Annotated in this window: 11 protein-coding genes; all 11 read left to right on the top strand. The window is 59.8% G+C overall.

What is annotated here, in order from left to right; translation table 11 throughout:
- Position 1 precedes the first annotated feature (1 nt).
- The 11 genes from ASH04_RS24675 to pglZ all read left to right on the top strand — a co-directional run bounded on the left by ASH04_RS24675 (position 2) and on the right by pglZ (position 23,042).
- Positions 2–406 (top strand): hypothetical protein, encoded by a 405-nt coding sequence (locus ASH04_RS24675; protein ID WP_156394654.1) that lies wholly within the window; start codon positions 2–4, stop codon positions 404–406.
- Between the two features lie 206 nt (positions 407–612).
- Complete coding sequence (locus tag ASH04_RS24680; RefSeq protein ID WP_057474812.1) at positions 613–1,020, top strand: helicase-related protein; 408 nt, start codon at positions 613–615, stop codon at positions 1,018–1,020.
- Positions 1,021–1,098: 78 nt separating this feature from the next.
- The gene (locus tag ASH04_RS24685; RefSeq protein WP_057474813.1) at positions 1,099–1,329 is read left to right on the top strand and encodes a hypothetical protein; all 231 of its coding nucleotides are present in this window, start codon (positions 1,099–1,101) and stop codon (positions 1,327–1,329) included.
- Complete coding sequence (locus ASH04_RS24690) at positions 1,326–2,711, top strand: hypothetical protein (RefSeq protein WP_235580091.1); 1,386 nt, start codon at positions 1,326–1,328, stop codon at positions 2,709–2,711. Before ASH04_RS24685 ends, ASH04_RS24690 begins: the two co-directional genes overlap by 4 nt.
- A gap of 439 nt (positions 2,712–3,150) precedes the next feature.
- Positions 3,151–4,662 (top strand): ATP-binding protein, encoded by a 1,512-nt coding sequence (locus tag ASH04_RS24695; protein ID WP_057474815.1) that lies wholly within the window; start codon positions 3,151–3,153, stop codon positions 4,660–4,662.
- Positions 4,663–4,792: 130 nt separating this feature from the next.
- On the top strand, positions 4,793–5,620 hold the full coding sequence (locus ASH04_RS24700; protein ID WP_162247566.1) for a PD-(D/E)XK motif protein: 828 nt from the start codon (positions 4,793–4,795) through the stop codon (positions 5,618–5,620).
- Between the two features lie 2 nt (positions 5,621–5,622).
- Positions 5,623–8,571 (top strand): Z1 domain-containing protein, encoded by a 2,949-nt coding sequence (locus ASH04_RS24705; RefSeq protein WP_156394655.1) that lies wholly within the window; start codon positions 5,623–5,625, stop codon positions 8,569–8,571.
- A 221-nt stretch (positions 8,572–8,792) separates the two neighbouring features.
- Entirely contained in the window at positions 8,793–12,974 is a 4,182-nt protein-coding gene (gene pglW, locus ASH04_RS24710; protein ID WP_057474817.1) for a BREX system serine/threonine kinase PglW, read from the top strand.
- Positions 12,971–16,582, top strand: a complete 3,612-nt coding sequence (gene pglX / locus ASH04_RS24715; protein ID WP_057474818.1) for a BREX-2 system adenine-specific DNA-methyltransferase PglX — start codon at positions 12,971–12,973, stop codon at positions 16,580–16,582. The genes pglW and pglX overlap by 4 nt, the downstream gene beginning before the upstream one ends.
- Positions 16,537–20,409: a DUF6079 family protein gene (locus ASH04_RS24720; RefSeq protein ID WP_057474819.1), complete on the top strand. Its 3,873-nt coding sequence runs from the start codon at positions 16,537–16,539 to the stop codon at positions 20,407–20,409. Before pglX ends, ASH04_RS24720 begins: the two co-directional genes overlap by 46 nt.
- Positions 20,400–23,042, top strand: a complete 2,643-nt coding sequence (pglZ, locus tag ASH04_RS24725; protein WP_082519414.1) for a BREX-2 system phosphatase PglZ — start codon at positions 20,400–20,402, stop codon at positions 23,040–23,042. The genes ASH04_RS24720 and pglZ overlap by 10 nt, the downstream gene beginning before the upstream one ends.
- Positions 23,043–23,055 lie beyond the last annotated feature (13 nt).

Here is a 23,055-nt window from a genome sequence, read left to right on the forward strand (position 1 = left end):
AATGAAAAAACTGTTCGTAGATTTTTCTTTGAACATGTTGTACGTTTCCTTTATGACATCATTCGACGACATCCGCAAGCACGTAGCCGACGAGGGAGGCGTGGCGACCTTTGAGGCATGGGAGCTTCGCGACGCACTGCAAGCAGGGCGCCTCACCCGACGCATAAACGGCATGATTTCGGAAACGCTGCGATCGTACGGTCTAGGCCATGTACCGATTGACCCGGAGAACCTGCCGACCAACCAGTACGAATCGGTCCGCGTTTACGACGCGACACTGCCGGTGGGAAAAGCAATCGAAGCAGCTCACACTCCAGGGGAGGCAAACGACCGGCTGCTGAAAGAATCCATCAAAGGAGACGCCGCGCGAATCCTGGCTCAGATTCGCGCGCTGGTCGAGGATTAGAATCTTCGGGAGAGGCCATCGTGCATTTATCGGACGGTGCTACTTCCACCCTCAACGACTCGACATCTCCGTGACTGCAGCCTTGTCGTCAGTGACGAGACGCACCAGATCGAAAACAAAGCTTCGCAACGATCTATCGCGTCGCGCAAGCTGATCGGTAAGGCCAGACGAGTAGTTCTTCTCAGTGGGACTCCCGACGTAACCAGGTGGACGTAGTCAAGGAGCTGCCGGAACTCATCGAAGTCGAGGACTGGGTGCAACCGACGGCCGACGACAACTCGCGGTACCGGGACGCGGTGGCATCACGAAATTTCATGGCGATGCGACAGTCGGCATACGCAGGTTCGGGGCACACGAAGTCGGCCAAGATTGAACGGTTGCGGGAAATCGTGGAGGAGGCTGAGGACGACGGCGTCAAGATCATCGTGTTCTCGTTTTTCAAGTCAGTGCTCGACGCAGTCTGCCGCGAGGTGCCAGGCGTCGTATTCGGCCCACTGAATGGTGCAACGTCATCGACCCAACGGCAGCAGATGGTCGACGACTTCACATCGCACAATGGTCGGGCAGTGTTGGTCAGTCAGATCGAAGCCGGCGGCGTGGGCTTGAACAACTAGGCCGCCTCGGTGGTGATCCTGACTGAGCCCCAATGGAAGCCGAGCACTGAGGTCCAGGCGATCGCAAGGGCGCATCGGATGGGCCAGATACGTACCGTGCAGGTGCATCGATTGCTGGCGAAGGACACAGTCGACGAGCGGATGCGCGAAGTGCTCGAACGAAAGACCCAGCTGTTCGACGAGTATGCGCGACGCAGTCAGGCGAAGGAGAGGGACCATGCGTCCGTGGACGACGGGTGGGATCAGGGCATCGCTCCGGCAGAGAACTGGATCATCGAGATGGAACGCAAACGGCTAGGTCTGGCGTGACGGGAGCCAAGTTTGCCGATGCGCTCAAGAACCTGTCGGTCGGTTCAATTAATGTCTGCGCTTACAACCTCAGGAGGCTTGGTATGACCGATGACTGGATGAACCAGGAACTGACCGACTTCGACAGGGAGCTGCTCGAGTCCTCTGGAATTTCGGTGCACGTGGAGCCGGAGGGCCTGCTGATTTCGGGTGATGACGACGCGGTTGCGGGTTACCTCAGCCGAATCAAGGACCTTGCCGGCGATGGGGTGCAGGTTGCCGGCATCGACAAAACCGCTGTAGCGAACGCGGGTGGACTGATAGCCGCTGCAGCCGCAGCGAAGATGCAGCATGGTCACTTCGTGAAACTTGCTCCTCAGACTGTTGACATGCTGAAGTCCTACAAGGTCATTCCGGGACTCCCCGGATACAACCGTATGACTCTGGTCGACTCGGCACACAAGTTCCGCCATCAGATGCAGTGGCAGCCGGTCTCAATGACACCGACCCGAGCCCTGGGAATTCAGATCATGGTGGTGCAACTCGCCTTGCAGACAGCAATCAGCGAGGTGTCGGACGGAATCAGGCGCATCGAGGGCGAGGTCGACAAGATCCTCCATCTAGCCCAAGCGGCGCAAGTGGGGGATGTCGTTGGCCATCATTCCGCTTTGTCGGCCATCATCAAGGTCCACAAAGAGACTGGCGCACTCCCCACAACAGACTGGGAGAGCGTTGCCTCGTTGGGCCCTCAGCTCCAAGTGGGTATCGAGCGACTCCGGGACCATGCGAAGCGAACCGTCAACAGCTTCGATGCGGACAAGCCGGTCCAGGAGCGCGCTGCATACCTGACGCGAGCAGTCAAGGACGAGCGTCTCGGTGAGACCCTGCAGCTCTTGGTGATCGCTGAGCGCTCGCTCTACCTGTGGCAGACGCTCCGTATTGCTCGTGTGCGCGCGGTGGAGCCCGAACATCTCGACGCCGTCGTCGCGTCGGCCCGGGAAATGCTTGCTGAGCACGTCGAGCGCGATGGCGACCTATTGCGTCACGCCAGGCTCGAGCTCTCCAATTACGGAACGGTCAAGCCGCTGGAAATTGTGCGCTGGATGGCGACAGGGGATCTCAAGCGTGATATCACCCAGCTGCGCAATGACTTGGACGCTTTCGCATCGGCACGGAACAGTCAGGTCACCGGTTGGATCGACAACGAGGACCCTTCCATCAGCGATGCATTCTCCGAGCTGGGTAACCGTGCGAAAGCCATTGGTGGTGCCGCAGCTGAAATTGGTGGTAAGGCAGTCAGCATCGGCGCGGCGGGTGCAGGTTGGGTCGGCAAAGGCGTGAAGGGGATCGTATCGAAGAGGCCGGCAAAATCCGATGACGAACACGAAACTGAAAAGCACTGAGGCAGTGTTGCTAGCTGAATTGGATCGGCCCTCGGCATTGTCACATTGAAATTGCCAATTGGTGTCTATGTAAACGCCGGTCGTAGGTTGGCGGTGTCGACGCAATGTGCATGCTCTCGGTGTTATCGAGTATGTAGTCCGGGTAGCCACCAGCGTATGAGCAGCAGTGTTGCCTACGAAACCGCAGCGGCGACTTCGGATGCAGTTCTGTCTCGGCGATTCCGCTAGACATCAGCGTCGTAGTCCGTAATGTCTGTTAGGAACGCGCACCGTTTTCTTCGGGGGAAGAACGGCCCAACCAAGAGTAGGAGAGTGCCATCACCCCGATCCGACGACGTGTTGAGCTGGTGCTTCGGCAGCCATTCGCCTGCACGACAACCCTTCCGCACCCCACCGGACGCCCACGCGCCTGCGCTCCTTCGCAGGACGGAGGCCTTCGATGACAGTCAGAACAGACGTCGAAGACACGATCAGGCTTGAACCTGCTGCGGGCTTGGTTAAGAGCCTCGGGTCTCACTACTCCTTGGAGTCGGCCCTTGCCGATCTCGTCGACAATTGCGTGGATGCAAAAGCTCGCCACGTCTCCGTCAGGCTACTCACAACGGAGGACAAGCTGGCACAGGTCGAAGTGGTCGACGACGGCACCGGCATGGCGGGAAACACGGCAGATGCTGCCATGACCCTGGGCTACCAGCGCGCATACTCGACAGACGATCTCGGACACTATGGAGTCGGGCTCAAGGCCGCGTCCTTCAGTCACGCCGACACGCTTACATTGTGGTCCAGCACCGGGGACGAAGTACCGGTGGGCAGAAGGATCCGAAGAGCCGACTTTTCTCGCGATTTCGCATGTGAGCGACTGACCACGAGATCCGCAACGATCGAACGGAACAAGCGCAAGCACCAGACGGGTTCGGCTGCCGGAACAACCGTTGTGTGGTCGGACCTACGATCGTCATACGACGGCAGCAACACCGAGGAAGCGCGCACGTGGATTGCGCAGGCAGAGCTGAGGATCAGGTCTCACCTGGGTGTCGCGTTCCATCGGTTGATCAGCAGCGGTGCCTTGACTCTGTCGATTTTGGTGGACGACATAGATCAAGCGGATGACGCGGTAGGAACTCCGGTGCGCGCGGTGGATCCTTTCGGTTACGCGCAGTCAGGCAACCCCGATTACCCCAAGACCTTGATCGCTCGGGTCGGTTCTCAGAGCGTGGGTCTGCGATGTCATATCTGGCCGGGCAAGGCAGACATTCCGGGATTCCGCATCTCCGGCAAGGCCGGTGACGCCTTTCAGGGGTTCTACGTCTACCGAAACGATAGGCTTCTGCAAGTCGGTGGATGGTCCGATGTTGCCAATACTTCTAAGCAGCGACAGTTGGCTCGGGTCCTCATCGAGGGTTCGGAAGCGATCGGTTCGCTGCTCACCATGAATCCGGAGAAAGCAGGTCTGAGATTCGAACCGCCGTTCCGGCAGGCCTTGGTTAAGTCCGTGGCATCGGACGGAACCACTTTCGATCAATATCTCGAAGCGGCCGAAAGTACCTACAAAGAAGCGCATCGGAAAGTCAGTAAACGATACCCGGTTATTGCTCCCGGTCGTGGGTTCTCTCCGGACCTGACCAAAACTCTCAAGGCCGAGACCAGTCTGCGACGATCGGGATCGGTGTCCGTCAAATGGACACGGCTCCCTAGCGGTGGACTGTTCGACATCGACTTCCAAAAAAAAGAAATTCTGTTGAACAGGAAGTACCGTTCGACACTGTCTCCCGGTGGGGGAAGCTTGAATGACGCGCCGCTGGTGAAGACGTTGATATTTCTCTTGACCCACGAAATTTTCGAAGGTCTGGCCTTTGGGTCGAAAGACAAAGACAATATCGCTCTCTGGCGAGCAGTGCTCGGTAGTGCAGCAGAGACCGAGTTCAGGATGCGCAGTGCCAAGGAAAACTGACAATGCACGGGATTATTCATCGGCGACAATAGACGAGGTGTGGGCCGCGGGGGTTCCTGTGGTTCTGCCCTTCAGGGGTTCGCCGCGATGCAACGTCGACATGGACCCCAAAAGCAATACGTTGACCCTAATGACCAAGCACGTGCCTCCGGCCCCTGAGTTGGACAGGTGGGAACACCTCGGCTTCAGCGTGGGTCATGACGAGATGGCGCGCCTGACTGTCGACGTATCTGACAATCTGCATGGGGCTTTCGGGCTGCTCACAAGCATCGCCGACGAAATGCAACTCCATGGATCTTCGCTCGCCGCGGCGACCTTGTCGGCGATTGCGAAACATCGAGAACTATTCTCCAACCTGTCAGGTATGGGAACTGAAAGGGAGCTGGGGCTATTCGGTGAGCTGCTGATTCTTGAGCGCCTTGTCGACCTTGTAGGCATCGACACGGCCTTAAAGTCGTGGCAGGGACCGTCCGCGGGTCAACACGATTTCGTCTTGGAGCAAGTAAATCTCGAAGTGAAAACGACAAGCTCCGAAAAAAGGTCACACATGCTTCACGGCTATTATCAGCTTGTCCCAGTCGGGGGAAGTGAGTTGTGCCTTCTGTCCATTCAGCTGACGCGGAATGGTGCGAGCGGTGCCCTTGGCCTGCCGGAACTGGTCGACCGGGTCAGGAGTCGAGTGGGCCAATACCGGCATTTGCTGGACGGGAAGCTTGCAAAGGTTGGTTGGCATGATGCTGACGCTACGTTGTATCCATCGGCGTGGGCGATACGCAGCAATATCACTGCTTATCTCCTTGATAGCAAATTCCCTGTGCTGACGCAGGATCGATTGCGCGCGAGTGTCCCTCAAATGAATCGAATTGGCGACATTTCATATCGAGTCGATTTGACCAACTACCCGAATTACACCCTCCCCGGCCGTTTATTCGGTCTCACCAGTGAGATGGAGAAATGACCATGAGTGATATGACAGCGATTTCCCAGCCACTGAAAAACGTGCTTCAAGGACTCTCGGATCAACGACCGGTACCTCTACTGCCGACTCTCAGTATTTTCGCAGGACACGAAGTCTCAGAACCGCAACTCGTCGACTTTGTGTGGTCGGCAAATCCAAACGATGGAGGACTGGTCCAGCTTCGCCTGGCACTTGCCAAATGGGACGCGAGTGCCGAACTCGATGTCGAGGACGAGCTCGGGACAGCTACCGAACCGGGCTCACCCGCGAGGCGCCGCGCCGTTGTCCGCGCATTGGGTTTGAGTGAGAGCGCGGAGTCGAAACTTGCCGAGCTGATTCCAGTTCACGTCGATGGTGCGATCATAATTTCGAAAACATTCGAGCCGTGGTACGACAAGGCGCGGAACGAACGAAGCACCTTGTATTGGGACGACTACGAAAAGTATCTGTCGGAAGTCAAGAAGTGGCCGGCACCGCTGATTGCGGGACTCGACAGAAGCACGACCTCCGTCGTCGAGCGGCTCACCGATCCCACGCGCGCTGAAGTTAAGGCGACCAAGGGACTTGTCGTCGGCTACGTCCAGAGTGGCAAGACCGCGAACTTCACCGGAGTAGCGGCTAAAGCGATCGATGCTGGTTACCGCTTGGTGATCATCATGACTGGCACCATCGAAATTCTTCGCTCGCAGACGCAGAGGCGAATCGACATGGAGCTCATGGGTGTCGAGAACGTCCTGGCGGGTCAGGACGCAAGCGATCCAGTGGTGGCGCGTAACCTCGATTACCAGCAGGATGAGGAATGGCTTGCCGGCAATTTTGTCAGACACTCACAGCAAGCTCTCGATCAACCGGGCGCTACGCGGATCCGTCGGGTCACCACACACAAGTACGACTACAAGAATCTTCCGCAGGGTCTGTCGCAGCTCCGTTACGACCGGGTTGACAAAAGCAAGCCGCTCAACGATCCGGTGAATTTGAACCATGTTGACGCATATGTAGTTGTCGTCAAGAAAAACTCTAGCCCTCTGAAAAAATTGATAAGTGACCTCAAGCCGATCCAGTCCGGGCTTGGAGAGCTGCCGGCATTGATCATCGACGACGAGTCAGATCTTGCGTCGGTCAACACGAAGGATCCGAAGAAGTCCGCCGAACGAACAGCGATCAACAAATTGATTCGTGAAGTCATGGAGGTGGTGCCACGCGCTCAATACGTGGGATATACGGCAACACCCTTCGCGAACGTGTTCATCGACCCAGACGACGAGTCCGACCTGTTCCCATCTGACTTTGTTCTTTCGCTACCTCGGCCCACGGGGTACATGGGCGTGCAAGAATTCCACGATATCGACGTCGACTGGGATCTTGTTCCGAAAAACTTCGAAACGTCGAATGAGCTCGCATTCGTCCGAGCGATCAAGGGGGATCCGGCTACGGATCCGGCGAATCAGAGAAAAGAGCTGGCCGCGGCGCTGGATTCTTGGGTGCTGAGCGGTGCGATCAAGAAATATCGTGAGAAGTATTCCGATCGCGAATTTCGGCATCACACGATGCTCGTCCATGAGAACGTCAAGAACGCGGCGCACGATGAAGCAGCCGAGCTCGTCCGCAAACTCTGGGACAACGGCCGATTCGGGTCATCCGACGGCTTGGCGAGGCTCAAGGCTCGGTTCGAGACGGACTTTCAGCCAGTTATGCAGGCACGGGCAGAAAATGAGCCTGTGCCGCCTTCGTTCAGCGATCTGAAGAGCTTCATCGGCGAGGCTCTTGCGGAGATGACCAGTGGTGGGTCAAACCCCGTCCTGATCGTGAATTCCGATGCGAATGTCCAGCAACAACAAGAGGCCCTGGACTTCGACAAAGGCAAGGTATGGCGTGTGCTGGTCGGAGGAGCCAAGCTGAGTCGAGGGTTCACTGTCGAAGGTCTGACTACTTCCTTCTTCCGGAGGAAAGCAGGACAGGCCGACACTCTGATGCAGGCCGGGCGTTGGTTCGGGTTTAGGGCCGGATACAGAGACCTCGTGCGGCTGTATATCAGGCGGGACGACAAAGTGGACCTGTACGAGGCGTTCGAGGCGCTCCTTCTCGACGAGGAGTCGTTTCGTGAGGAACTCACGAAGTATGTCGGTGTCGACGAGGATGGTCGCCCGATTGTGGAGCCGAGACAGATCCCTCCGCTTGTCAGCCAGCATTTACCTTGGTTGAAGCCATCGGCGCGGACGAAAATGTTCAACGCTGTTGTCCAGTCGCGCTCGTCCGTGGGCGCTTTCCATCAGCTGAATTCAGTCCCCCCCAGAAACGAACGTGGCAAACACGCTCTGAACTTGTCGACGGCGCTGATACCAATGCTTCTGTGCGCGACCAAGCAGGTGAAACTCCCATACGTTGATTCTTCGACCGGCAAACGCTCGTCGCAGCCAGTTCTGGTCGGTCTCATAGACGCTGACAAATTTCTGTCACTGTTCGAAACGATGACATGGCATCCGGACTATATGGATGTGATCAAACCTCTCAAAGCCTGGATCATCGCAGCCACGAAGGATGGGCGTATTCAGGACTGGGCGGTGATCTGGCCTCAGTCCAGAACCGGTTCCGATGCATACTTCGTCGAGTTCGAGGAACTCGGTGTGAGCGCACCTATCTGGAAACGTAAGAGACGTACCGAGCAACGAATTGATTTCACTGGTGAAAACAAGAGAAACATTTTGGCCGCTGAAGCCGTTCCGTCCGGTGCGGATGTGGAAAGCCTGGGGCGCAGTGAAACCCGAGGTGCTTTGGTCATTTCGCTCGTAGACGACCGTGTTCAGACGGATACCCAGCCAACACGTGGCGACGTTACGGGGTTGTTGTCCTTGCGTGCGCCGGACAAGGCGGTACGAAACAAACGGGGCCTGATTCAATATGGGGTTCTGGTCAAGGCGAAGGCCGGCGCGGTGAGTGTTGACAAAGAATGAACACCTGTGTGCAGTCAAGGTCCGCCGGCTCCAGGTCGCGTCAGAGGCACTCGGGCGGCGGACACCGACGTTTTCCATCGTGACTGCATCGAGCTTGCGCGCGAACTGGGCGTACCGACCGCTTCGGGCGGGCTACCGTCGAATAGGATTTGCATGATGATTGTGGTCGAGCCCGTCTCTGGCACCAGGATCGCGCCCATGCCTGGGCATGGAGTGGCGAGATGAAGCATGACTCCCCGTTGTGGAAGGTGATGGGCGACGCGGCCAGCCCCGCGGAGGCTGCAGCGCTCGATATCTTCCGCGACCTGCTTCCCGACGACGGTATCGCTACTGCATGGGCGAACCTTACGTTCATCAACGATCAAGGGCGTACAGCCGAGGTCGATGTCCTCTTGCTGACCACCCAGGGGATGTATCTGGTCGAGCTCAAGGGCTGGCACGGCAGGGTCACCGGAAACGCGCAGCGGTGGAATCAGGGGCAGCGGAACTCAGAGAATCCCAGACTGCTCGCCGACCGCAAGGCGAAGTGGCTCAAGGGCCTTCTACAGGACCGGGCACCCCAGGCAGCGAAGGCGCTGATCCCGCGAATACATGCGGTCGTTGTCATGCATGGTGAGGGCAGCACCGTCGACATAGCGGCTCCGGGCGACATCGGTGTCCTCACACTGGACGGCTACCACGTCAAGTCGTCGCCGCGACTTCGCAAGTTCTCCGAATTCCTTGCTCAGCCGCCCCACGACTTTCGTCAGCAGATGGACCTCCGAAGAGTCAGAGAAGTGCGCAAGCTCTGTGACGCTGTCGGCTTTACTCCGACGCCGAAGACCCGAATGGTGGGGGACTTCGTCGTGACTGATGACGAGCCGATTGCGCAGGGTCGGGATTGGCAGGATGTGCTGGTCAGCCTCCCCGCTTTGCCTGGGGTCAAACGGCGACTGCGACTGTACGACGTACCAGCCACGGCGTCTTCTGCCGACCGGCAACACGTCGAGCAGCTTGCCCAGCGCGAATTCCAGCTCACGCAGGACCTGCGTCATGCAGGTATCGCTGTCCCGCTCGACTTCAAGCGAACCGATGACGGTCCTGCCTTGGTGTTCGAGCACGATGCACGAGAACTGCCGCTGGACGCGTACATGGCGGGGGAGGGTGTCGAGTTGGATCTCAACCAGCGAATCGCCTTGGTGATTCGCTTAGGCGAGATCCTCCGGTTTGCGCACAACGTCCACTTACGTCACCGTGCGCTGTCGCCCCGACGTGTTTGGGTAACGCCCGTGAAAGACGCATTGCCCCAGCTCACCATTCGCGACTGGTATTTCGCCCAGCGCGACAGCTCCACCCGCAATGGGTCACGACTCACCGCGATCGGCGCTGGCGTTGATGACTTGATGGGTGTCGCCGACCAGAACGACTGGATTTGGCTCGCCCCTGAAGCTCGTCACTCAGTGGAAGGGCTACCGCCCATCCCGCTTGACATCTACGGCTTGGGAGCGCTTGCCTATCTTGTTTTGACGGGTAGGCAACCGGCCGAGACCTTTGTCGAGTTGGAGCAGAGGCTTGTCGAGGCGGGTGCGCTCGATCCGCGCGCAGCCTCCCCCGGTATGCCCGACGATGTGGCCGAAGTGATCACGAAGGCGACCAGCGCGGTGGAATCGACGCGCCCGTCCACGATCGAGGAAGTGCTCGACCGCCTCCGGAAAGCAAGCGACGATCTGCGGCGGGGAGAGAAGGTCGACGGTCCGACGCCCATCGATGATCCCGTCGATGCGCAGAGGGACGACATCATTGCCGACCGGTTCATTGTCGCCGGCCGCCGCGGCGAGGGGTCGAGTGGTGTCGCCCTCGGTGTCTACGACACTGACTCTGACGACCCCAATCGTGAACTGGTAATGAAAGTCGCTCGCACCGAGCCTGCAGGCCGGCGACTCTCGCTCGAAGCCGACGTGCTCCGCGCACTCGATGATCGCCGTATCGTGCGGCTCATTTCCGGTCCGCTCGAAGTCGGGGACCGCCGTGCCATCCTGCTGAGTGACGCAGGAAAGGAAACGCTCGCTACTCGGCTGTCCAAGGAGGGACGTGCCACGGTCGGCCAACTCGAGCAATTCGGAAGCCAGCTCCTGGAAGCAATGATGTATCTGGAAACCCAGGGTGTCTTTCACCGTGACATAAAGCCGTCCAATCTGGGGATCATTCCGGATCCTGGTACCAGGCGGCCGTCACTGGTGCTTTTCGATCTTTCGCTCGCAAGCGAAAGTGTCGATAACATTGCGTCGGGAACACCGAGCTACCTGGACCCGTATTTGGGCCGAGGTCGCCGGCAGAAGTACGACCGCGCCGCCGAGCTGTGGGCGGTATCGACCACCTTGTTCGAGATGGCGACCACCCAGCTTCCTTGGTGGGGAGAGGGGGCGGGGCGTCCTGCTGACCAGAGCGACGCGCCCATCATCGAACCAACGAGTTTCGAGCCGGCTGTAGCGACTCAACTCACCGCGTTTTTCCAGCGAGCACTGCACCCCCAGGCAACAGCAAGATTCAGCAGCGCGGATCAACTGGCTGTCGCGTGGCAAGGAATCTTCGCCGACCTCGACACGCAGGAAGACGGGGCAGGCGGTAGCGACGAACTCGCCGACAGTGCAAGCCTTGACACTCCGCTAGATCGTGCGGGTTTGTCTGCTCGAGCGTTATCTCCTCTCGCACGGTTGGACGTGACGACCGTGGGTGAACTTCTCGGCGTGCATCCGACTCGAATCAACTCGATTCGCGGTCTGGGGGAGAAGTACCGCAAGGAGATTCAAGCAAGGATCCGTGGCTGGCGGGCAAGGCTCAGTAGTCCGCAAGAGACTCCCGCAGATCAGCCGATGGGTACCGAGCGACTGGTCGGTGCCCTGGTCGGCCAACTCGCCGGTGCAGAGAAGGTAGTTGTCGAGCGTCTACTCGGATTGACGGGAGACGTTGTGGCAGGCGACTGGCCGTCGACTGCGGATACAGCACAGTCGCTCGGGAGAACCCGAGATCTGGTTAACCACTCTGTCGACAAGGCGGTTGGGACATGGAGTAGGTCGACAGGCCGCGCGCTCGATGCCATGCTTGCCGAAGTTTCCACCCTGATGGCACGCACTGGGCGCGTGGCGACTGTGCCGTGGCTAGCGAACGCATTGGTTGTTCAGCGCGGCTCTCTGCTCGATGGCGAAGAGCGCCTTCGTCACGGCACTGCTCTGCTACGAGCCGCGTACGAGTTCGATGCTCGCAGCACGAACGAGCCGGCATTGGAACTACGACGCGGAGTCGGTAAGCGCGCCAACGTCATAGCGTTGCGCGAGACAGCGGACCCCGACGAATCGGGAGAAGATTTTCCGCCGGCGGAGGTGTTGACGGAAGCAGCGATCGAATTAGGGCGCAAGGCGGATGAGTTAGTTACTACCGGAGTGGTCCCGTATGCGACAGCGAGCGGTGCGCTCACGGATCTCGTGAACGACGTCGGCGCGACTACACTCGCCGCCCTGACTGGTCGTCAATTACTCACATTGGCGGCGTCGGTCTCGATAACAGCCACGGTCTCGAGGTTCGATGAGCTCTACCCAGTCGACCTTGATCCCCGGCAGGCGGTCGAACTCGCACTACGCGGCAAGCCCGGCCGGAGCATCAGTGAGTCCGCGGTCCGGAAGAGTGTGACTGCGCGGTTCCCGCAAGTCGGCCTACCGTCGGCGCGATCTGAACTCGACAAGCTCGTCTACGAGGTCTTGCCTGGAGTTGTAAACCACGACGGCGTGTACGAGCTTGTTTCCGAGAGGAATTCGACCTCCCATACAGCAACCGGCCTGACTGTGTATGCGCCGGACGCTATCTCGGAGGCTGCGACGAAATTGGAAGGATCACTCTCTCGCCACGGCGCAGTTGTGTTGACAACCCCGCCTAAGCGTTACGAGAAGGCAACGCGCGAACTTTGCAGCAGATACGGGATCAACGTCTTCGACGTAGCATCTTTGGTCGTCTCTGCCGCGCGTGCCCATGCAGCGGAGAACAGCGTGCCGTGGGAAGTAGTTCTGGGGGCAGATGCCCTTGACCGGAGTCAAGGCGATTGGGCGAATCTCGTCCGTCTAGTTCGGGAGGCCGTAGCTCCCCGCTGGCACGAGCAATTGGCGAGAACCGAGCCGCTGCTCATCATCAACGCCGGCCCTCTCGTCCGATACGGCATGGCTGAACTGCTGTCGCATCTGCTCGACGTTGGTACCCCTCGTCCGGCCGCCCGATGGCTACTTGTGGCCAAGCAAGGCAGCCAGGCCTACCCGTCACTTGAAGGCGCGAAAGTGCTGACCGGGACGAGCCCCTGGGTCGAGCTGCCATCCGACTTTTCGTCCCTGACCGCTGCACCCGCAATCACCAGAAGTGCCCCAGGAGCCCAAAAGTGATCAATTCGTCCGCTCTGCTCGCTGACCTGAAGGGGCAGTTGAAGATTCTCCAGGCTGATTTGAAGGACCGTGCAGAGGACCCGACGAACTCGTGGGGCATGCGCCTGAAAGAGGAGTACGCCGAAGCCCTCGGTCGGGAGCGGACCGGCTGGTCGTGGGTGAACTGGCGCGATAACGAGGTCGATCAGGCCGCAGTCGCGTGGATTGTCTCGTCGACGTTTCTGCGCTTCTGCGAAGACAATGACCTGCTCGCCGGTGCCAAGATCGATGGCTTGCCGACCGCCGTCGGGTGGATCGCTGGGCCCGGCGACCGTGTGCATCGCGCCGAGGAGAACCTCACCGCGTACTTTCGAGAGAATCCCACCCATAACCGTCGACATTGGCTTCAGCAGGGGTTCGGCGTACTCGCCGCACAGCCTGCAGGTGCTGCTCTGATCGACCCGAAGCACAACCCAGTGTGGACCGCCGAAATCAGTCCCGAATCGGCGACCGCCTTGATCGCGTTCTGGCGTCGAACCAACGAGAATGGCCTGCTCGTTCATGATTTCGTCGATGCAAGGTTGGAGACACGTTTCCTCGGCGACCTTTACCAAGATCTATCAGAGCATGCCAAGAAGACTTATGCACTCCTGCAGACTCCGGTGTTCGTCGAGGAGTTCATCCTCGACCAGACGCTGACGCCAGCGATCGCTGAATTCGGCCTCAAGGGGCTCAAGGTCATCGATCCTTCCTGCGGGTCGGGCCACTTTCTTCTGGGCGCGTTCGAGCGGCTCAACCAAGCATGGCTGGAAGCTGCACCTGGTCTCGACGCCAAGGAGCGTGTCCGTCGTGCCATGGGTTCCGTCCACGGCGTCGATATCAACCCGTTCGCAGTTGCGATTGCCCGGTTTCGGCTCACCGTCGCGGGTCTGAATGCAATGGGTGAAAGTTCTCTGGTCGGAGTCTCTGCAATCGGGTTCCGCCTCGCTATCGGTGACTCACTGTTGAGTGTCCATGGCAGCGTCACCCAGACCTTCGATTTCGATGAGGATGAGCAGCTCCAGAATGCGTTTGTCTACGACACCGAAGACATCGACGAATACCTGGGGATACTCGGGCGCGGTCAATACCACGTAGTCGTGGGCAACCCTCCATACATCACGCCGAAGGATAAGGCGCTCAATGCGCTGTACCGGCTTTCGTATGTATCGGCAGCTGGAAAGTACGCACTTTCAGCGCCTTTCATGGAGTTGCTCTTCCGGCTCGCGATTCGCGGAGAGCAAGGTCAGGGGGCTGGGTACGTCGGGCAGATCACCTCGAACTCGTTCATGAAGCGTGAATTCGGCAAGAAACTCATCGAGTATTTGTTTGCGGGTCACGATATCGGCAACCCGATCGACCTCACAGCGGTGATCGACTCCTCGGGCGCGTATATCCCTGGGCACGGGACGCCGACAGTAATAATTATCGGCCGTCGACGCCGTCCCATCGCTGATCAAGTTCGTGCGGTCCTTGGCGTGCGCGGCGAGCCGGGGCGGCCGGCGAACGCTTCGAGGGGCCTGGTCTGGACCGAGATCGTCGAACACGTTAGTGAGCCGGGCTATGACGGCAGCTATGTCTCAGTCGCTGATCTCGACCGGTCGACGCTCACCAGCCATCCGTGGTCTCTTAGTGGTGGTGGCGCGTCTGGCCTGAAGGACGCGATCGAGACCGTTTCGGTTTTAACTTTGAAGGACACTGGCGTCGACATGGGGATGACAGACCTCACTGGCGAGGATGAGGTCTTCGTAGTGCCAGATTTCGTGGCGACCCGCCTAAGTTGGGCTGAATTCAGTCCGATTTTGGTGGAAGGCGACCAAGTTCGGGACTATCAAGTTAAAGCCCAGGCACGGAGTTTACTACCAGCCACTGTTCAGGGCCTCGATCTCGAACCTAGTTCGGCCCTCGCAAGGTGGTTCTGGATTTTTAGAGCCAACTTGAGCAGCAGGCTCTACTTTGGGCAGCGCCCGGAGGAACGCGGTAAGCGGTGGTTTGATCACGCGATGTTCTTCGCCAATCGCCACGTGACGCCGCTCTCCATCACCTTCGCCGAAGTGGCAACCCATAACCACTTCGTCCTCGACAGAGGCGGAAAGGTGTTTAAACAGACAGCACCAGTGATCAAGCTGCCGGAGGGTGCGACCGAGGACCAGCACTTGGAGTTACTAGGAGTACTCAACTCGTCCGCAGCCTGTTTCTGGCTCAAGCAGGTTAGCCACAACAAAGGCAGCACGGTGGACACGAAGGGTGCTCGTCAGACGCAGGTGCCGTGGGAGGATTTTTACCAGTTCAATGCCACCAAACTCCATCCGTTCCCCCTGTCCGCAGAACTTCCTCTTGAGCGCGCGCGGACGCTAGAAGCCTTGGCAGGTGATCTTGGTGTCAACACGCCCTCGTCGGTCGTCGGACATTGGCTCATTGACGGGGCCGGGAACCTCGCCGAGGCGTTGGCTGACGCGGCTGGCAACTGGAGTCAGATCCGCGAGCGGCTGATCTTTCAGCAAGAGGAACTCGATTGGGAGGTCTATCGCCGGTACGGCCTGCTTGCTGACGACTTGACGTACAGCGGATCGTCGATCGATGCGGTCGCATTGGGGCAGAGGGCATTCGAGATTGACCTCGCGCGCCGCGTGGTTGCGGCCGAGGAGACGACTGCGTGGTTCGAGCGTCACAATTCGACACCGGTCACCGATGTACCCTCTTCCTGGCCGCACGACTATCGGACACTCATACAGGGGCGCCTGGACCTGATGAAATCCGATCCAAGAATCAGACTGCTTGAGAAACCTGAGTTCAAAAGACGCTGGGCCACATCGGATTGGTCGGTACAACGCAATGAGGCTTTGCAAGACGCGATCCTCGATCGGCTCGAGGACCCCGCGCTGTGGAGAGATCCACAGGGCCCGGTCGCACGTTCGATCACTGAGCTCGCCGACCTGCTCCGGGCGGACTCGGTAATCAAGGAACTCGCTAGGGCACTCACTGGCAGCGCTGAGCCTGATCTGGCTGCTGTTGTCGGCGGCCTTGCGCCTGGTGATGCAGTGCCGTTCCTCGCCGCGTATCGCTACAAGTCGGCCGGCGTAGAGAAGTATCGGGCGTGGCAGAGCGTGTGGGCACTTCAGCGGCGCGAGGATGCCGGTGAGAAGGTCACCATCCCTGTGCCGCCCAAGTACGGACAAGCTGATTTCGCCAAGACGACCTATTGGAGGGTGCGAGGCAAGCTCGACGTTCCCAAGGAGCGTTTCATTGCCTACCCAGGCCTTGCGCGAGAAGGGGACCCGACACCGGTGCTCGGATGGGCTGGCTGGTCGCACCGCGATCAAGCGCTCGCGCTGGCACGCGAGATTCCAACGCAGCAAGCACTGGGGGCTAACGATGCTGCGCTCGTTCCGCTCGTCGCAGGGCTGGTGGAGCTGGAACCGTGGCTCAATCAATGGCACTCGGAGATCGAGCCCGCGTTCGGGGCCAGCCCGGCCAAAGTCATCTCCGGCGTTGTAGATCAGTACCTTGCCCGTATCGAGACCACCCGCGATCAGGTGACGGCATGGACGCCGCCCGTCGCTACCCGTGGACGGAAGGCGTCAAAATGACCGACCTGTCTTTACCTTTGCGCGATGCGATCAACATCCCGCTCGCGGTCCATGACGACGACTTCGTTTTGCAGATTCACCGCGCGCAGGAGGCCGCATCCCAGACGCTCACCGACTATGTCGTCACCGAGTCAATCGCGGAATCGTTCGAAAAGGGCCTGACCCTGGTCGAGGCGACCCTGAGTTCAGGTTCGTCGAAGGGCGCGTTCATCCACGGGTCGTTCGGTTCCGGTAAGTCGCATTACATGGCGGTCATGCATCTGCTGCTCACCGGCAATGCTCAAGCCAAAGCGCTTCCGGGACTCCAGGAACAGGTCGAGAAGCACAAGATGTTGCTCGAGCGGAACCTCCTTGCACTCGACTACCACCTGATCGGAGCCGAGACATTCGAGTCGGCGCTCTTCGGTGGGTACCTTGCCACGATGAAGGCACGACATCCAGGAGCGCCTGCTCCCGTGCTTCACCGCTCGGACTCGCTCTTCGAGAACGCGGACCAGTGGCGCGCGCAACTCGGTGACGAAAAATTCTTTGAACGCTTCAAAGCCGAGGCAGCGGGCTCTTCTGGCTGGGGTAGTTTCGCGGCTGCGCTAACCCCGGAGTTGTACGACGCCGCACGCGTTAAGCCGGCAGGTGATCCAGATCGGCAGCGTGTTGTCGCGGACCTGGTGCGCACGTACTTTCCCGGGTTCGAGAACACGGGCACGTGGTTGGAGATGACAGAGGGCCTTCGTGCCATGACCGAGCACGCGAAAAGCTTGGGCTATGAGGGAGTCGTGCTTTTCCTCGACGAGTTGGTTCTGTGGTTGGCCAATCACCTGGGCGACACTTCGTTCATTCAGACGGAGACCTCCAAAGTGGCCAAGCTCGTCGAGACCGGCATCGGAGTATTGCCCATCCCACTGGTGTCCTTCGTGGCTCGCCAGCGCAACCTCACAGACTTCCTCGGCGGGGGCGGGGTTGGCGCAGAGCAGGTTGCGCTGGACGAATCCTTCCAATGGTGGGAAGGGCGTTTCGAGAAGATCACTCTCGCCGCCGCCAACCTCCCGCAAATTGTGCATAAGCGTCTCCTCCTACCGACGAGTGACGGTGGCCGCGATGCGCTGGGCGCAGCGGTGGCTCGGGTGCGATCGAACCCGATGGCCTGGAAGCACCTTCTCACCGACGAAATAGGTTCAGCTGCAGTTGATTTCGAGCAGGTCTACCCATTCTCGCCGGCGTTGGTGGATGCAATGGTGGCACTCTCGGCGATGATGCAGCGGGAGCGTACGGCGCTCAAGATCATGAGCGAGCTGCTGTCTCGGGGCAGAGACGAACTGACAGTCGGCGACGTCATACCCGTCGGTGACCTTTTCGACGTGGTGGTGCTCGGCGACGCCGAACCGCTCGACCTCGGCATGAAGAACCTCTTCCGTTCTGCACGCACTTTCTACACACGCAAGATGCGCCCATACCTCCTGAACAGACACACCTTGACGGAAGACGAAGCGAAGGGGCTTGTGCGCAACCACCCATTCCGTCGTGACGACCGGCTCGCCAAAACACTCCTCATTGCGGCGATCGCGTCGGGCGCCACCTCGTTGAAGGATCTCACTGCCTCGAAATTGTCGGCGTTGAACTTCGGCACCGTGGTGTCGATGATTCCGGGTCAGGAGGCGGTCCAAGTTATTGCGCTCGCCAGGGACTGGTCGGGAGAGTTCGGCGAACTCACCATCGGCTCCCAGACTTCTGACCCTGTCATAACCTTGCAACTATCAGGTGTCGACTACGACTCGGTGCTTGTCCACGTCCAAAACGAAGACACGCACGAGAACCGTCGCAGTCTGCTGCGACGGCTTCTCGCAGACCAGATCGGGGCCTCGCTTACTGGGACACTTGGGAGCGAGTATTTGCTCACACACGTGTGGCGCGGGCAGAAGCGTGAGGTTGACGTCGTGTTCGGGAACGTCCGCGATGCGCGCGCACTTCCCGACGTCGCGCTCACCGCCAGCGGTGATCGCTGGAAGTTGGTCATCGACTTCCCGTTCGATGATTCGGGACACCCGCCGTCGGACGACGTGCTCAGACTGTTGCAGCTCAAGCAGGATGGGTTGGAGAGCGACACGATAGCGTGGCTGCCACACTTCTTGACGTCGGCGCGGATGGACGACATCGGCAAGCTCGTCATCCTCGACTACCTGCTGACCGGGGCGCGATATGACCAGTACTCGACGTCGCTCCCGGTGAACGACCGTGAACCCGCACGGAGGCAGCTCAGCAACCAGCGTGATTCACTGCGCGAGCAGGTCGTTCTTGCGCTGCGGCAGGCATACGGTGTCGATGCGGCAACTGATGACCACCTGGGCGACCGCGTTCCGGAGGGAAATATTTTTGTCACCCTCGCTCTCGGTTACGACCCGCAGAAGCCGTCCTCGCCGTCCTTTGCCGACACTGCTGTTTCGGTCCTCGGTGGCGCTCTCGACGCAAGATTTCCGAAGCATCCGACTGTGGACCGAGGGAGCGAAGAGGTCCTCAAAACTGAACTGGCTCGTGTGTTGGACCTGGTTCGAACCGCGATGGCTGCGGGGGGCCGCATCGACACCCTTGATAGAGATACGGCCAAGAAGGTTCGCCGGGTCGTAAGTGGTTACGGAGTGGGCACCTTGAGTGAGGTCACCTATGTGCTCGACTCAGTTCACTTCGGATGGAACGACACCTTTACTCAAGCGCTCGCCAGCGCACCTCCAACCGTCGGAGCGTTGCGCGCCGCGCTCGAGCCAACCGGTGTGACGTCGGCCGCCCAGGACTTATTGATCCTGGCATGGGTCGCGCTGACAGACCAAGAGCTGCTCCGTCACGGATCGCCTCTTGATCCCCCAGGGATTGGCAGCCTTGCCAACGACACCACACTCCGGGAGCCGGCGCTCCCGGATCCCGGAGATTGGACCCGTGCACTTGCCCGATCCAAGATGTTGTTCGGAATCGGAGTCAACGAGCACCATCGGTCCACCGCTGCAGTCCGGCGACTCGGCGACCAACTCAAAGTCAAAGTCAGCGAACTCGATACGGGCGCGAAGAGCCTTGTGGGTCAACTGGAATCCCACAGTGCCACGCTCGGATTGCGCGAGACGAGTCAACGCTTGGGCACAGCACGCCGGTCGGTGGAACTGTTGAGTGTTCTGCGCGACGCGTCCGACAATGTCGAGCGCATTCGCGCCCTCGCCAAGTTCGACCTCCCCGAAGAACTGCAACCGCTTGCCAAATCGCTTGCCTCCGGCGCACAGGTCGCCGCGGTTCTGCAGGGCGCGAACTGGCAACTGCTCGAACAGCTTCCGAGCCTTACAGGCAAGCGTGCGGAGGGTGCTCTTGCGACACTGCGCCGCGACGCGGAAGCCGAGCAAATGCATGAAGACCTTGCTCCCTCGTTGCACGCGGCAGCGCGCGAGGTTACGCAGATACTTGTCGAGAAGCATGACCGTGATGGCGAGGACACGGATTTGGGTGACGACGAGGCCGCCGAAAGGGAGCGCGTTCGCCGTGAGGAAGAAGAGAAAGCGCGTCTTGCGGAGGAAGCGGAACGTCTCGAGCGGAAGCGAGCACTCGAGAAGCGTGAGCAGGAGGCGGCTGATCGCGAGCAACGGCTTCGCGAGCAGGAGGACGAGCTGCGTCGGCTACAAGAGAAGGAACGACAGGAGCAGGAACGACGGGAAGCAGAGAAGCGGGCTAGCAGAGAGCACACCGTCGAAGTCGATGGCGTCCAAAAGCTCGAGACGCTGCTGGCGAACCTGACAGCCGAACTGCGCAAACCAGTCGAGGGCAAAACACTGAGAGTGGACTGGCGATGGTTCTGAGCGAGCAAATCCGCGCGGTGTCCGTCTCGCCGGCCATGGTGCGGCAGCGAGCGTCTGACCTCGTCAAATCTGACGCCCATATTATGTTGCTCCGCGCTCGGCCGGATTGGAAGCACGGGCCAGTCAGGGTTGGCGACGTCTCTGTCCGCGTACTTGCGGGGGTGTCTCAACTTGCGATCCTCGATATCCTGTCGTCTCTCACAGCCGGCGAACAGGCTTTAGTCCTCACCGACCGGCCACTGGGCGATCTCGGTGATGCCGTTCTCGCCCGTGCCTACAAGCAAGGAATCGAGTTCCCCGACGAGTGGCAGGCGCTGCCCCGCCTCTTCCCCGGTGCACTCGAAGTCGGGCAAGACTTGCGGCGGATCAGCTGGGCTGCAACATCTCTGCTCGACTATCAGCCCCCGGGTGGCTGGCCACGGTCACCGGAACCCGCGCTGACCAGCCGTCACGCTCTAGGGTCGCTGCTCGCTCATGTATTGATAATCGACGCTGGTGCGCAACTCGACGGTGTCGTTCTCTTTACTGAACTCGGTCGACGTAACGTACGAGCCGCCTGGGCTTCTGTCAACGACCAGCTCAGACGCCATCTGATCGAATGGGCGGCGACCGAGTTAGGTGATGCGGCAGCGCTGGCCCTGCAGATCGTGGCGCGAAATGAGCACATCACACCGCTGGCGGTAGGCCTGGTAACGGATGTCTTGTGGCCGGACAACGGCACCCCGCCAAACGAAGCTCAGGTTGCAGCGAGGGTGCGTATCGAACGCTTCATCGATGGAAGAGCTGTGTCGATCGACGGAGCGAAAGCTCTTGCAGGAGTTGCCAGAGCGACGGTTCTGCGGCTGGAAGGCAATGCTTCATCCGAGCTGGGCCTGGCGCTACAACAGGCTGAGAAGCTGTTCGACGATGTCGAATGGCCGGAGGGAGCGGAGCGTTCCGCATTCCTCCGGGCCGGGTACAGCGCGCGCGTCCGTGTGCTTGCCTCGGCGCTCACCTCCGGTGTCGGAGTGGAAGATGCGTTGGCCGGCATCAACGAACATCGTGATGCGGCCCTCTCGATGGCACCAACGATGGCCGTGCGGCTTCATCGTTGGCTCGCCACAACAGAGGGTTCATCGTCTTCGCTCGGCAGCGACCTCCAGCGGCAGCTGAGCGACGGCGCGTGGGTGGACGCGGCTGTTGGTGCCGTGTGGACCGGATCAGATGACGCTCGTGTCCGTGAGGCATATCAGGGGCTTCTCGACAAAGTTCACGAACGCCGGAAGCAACGTGACCGCGTCTTTGCGTCGAGACTGGACCAAGTCAATAGGAGCGACGGAGAAGGAGCGTTAGGAGTAGAGCGGTTGCTCTCAGAGGTCGTCGCCCCATGGCGTCGCCCTAGCGGCGTACTGCTCGTGGTGCTCGACGGAATGAGTGCGGCCATCGCCACCGCGCTCGCCGCAGAGGTCGCCCGAATGGGTCTCGTCGAATGGGTCCCCGCGACGATCCATCAGCGGCAATCGGTGGTTGCGGCGTTGCCTTCATTGACCAGCGTCTCTCGTACCTCGTTGTTCTGCGGCGAAGTGCGCTCAGGAGCAGGTGACGACGAAAAGCGTGGTCTGGCTACGGCTTTCCCGGGTGCAAAGCTCTTCCATAAGAATGATTTACGATCTGAGGGCGGTGCTGCGCTACCAGAGGCCGTGACTGAGGCGATCCAGGCAGAGGCAAAGGCAGTGCCGGTCGTCGGGGTCGTCATCAACGCGATCGACGACGCAACTCACAAGAACGACACATCCGCTCAGGAATGGGATATTCGTTCCCTCGATCCCCTTCGATCACTGTTGGATGCCGCACTTGCCGCTCAACGCACTGTCATCTTGACTTCTGATCACGGACACATTGTCGAGCGAACAAGCGAGGCTCTGAATGTCTCTGGTGCTGAGTCGCGTTGGCGCACAGCGGTAAGTGGGCCGGCAGTCGACGGTGAAGTCGAGGTGTCCGGTCCTCGGGTCGTTGCACCCGGCGGTGAAGCAGTCCTGCTGTGGCGTAGCGACGCGCACTACGGACCGCGGCACGCGGGCTACCACGGTGGAGCCAGCCTGGCGGAGCTTGCGATTCCAGTTCTTGTATTTCAGGCGGCGATTGTTACGACCGGCGCCGATGGTTGGGAACAGGCTGCTCCGCAGGTTCCGCTGTGGTGGAACGACCCCGTTGACAGGGCCACGTCCATCGAAATCATCTCGAAGGCAAAGCCGCAGTCTCGGAAGGCCAAGAAGCCGGTACAGCCGAGCCAAGGTGAGGGGCTCTTCGAGATCGATGGTGAACAAACAGGTCCGACTGGACTGGTCGAGGCAGTGCTCGCTTCCGCGACATACACGGAGCAGAAGCGGATGGCAGGCCGTCGAGCGCTCGACGACTCGACCGCGGGGGCGGTACTGGGCGCACTCGTCGATCGCGGCGGCCGTGCTCATCAGGACACTGTGGCTGCCGCTGCGGGCATAGCTGCTATCGAGATCAGCCAAGTATTCGCCGCTGTTCGACGTCTGCTCAACGTCGACGGCTACGGGGTCATCGAGCTCGACGCAGATGGTGTCACCTTGAGGCTCGACGAGTCGCTCTTGCGGGAGCAGTTCGAGATCAGGAATGTGCAATGAGTGAGCTGCCTGG

The sequence above is a fragment of the Rhodococcus sp. Leaf233 genome (genome assembly GCF_001426165.1).
Taxonomy (GTDB): Bacteria; Actinomycetota; Actinomycetes; order Mycobacteriales; family Mycobacteriaceae; genus Rhodococcoides; species Rhodococcoides fascians.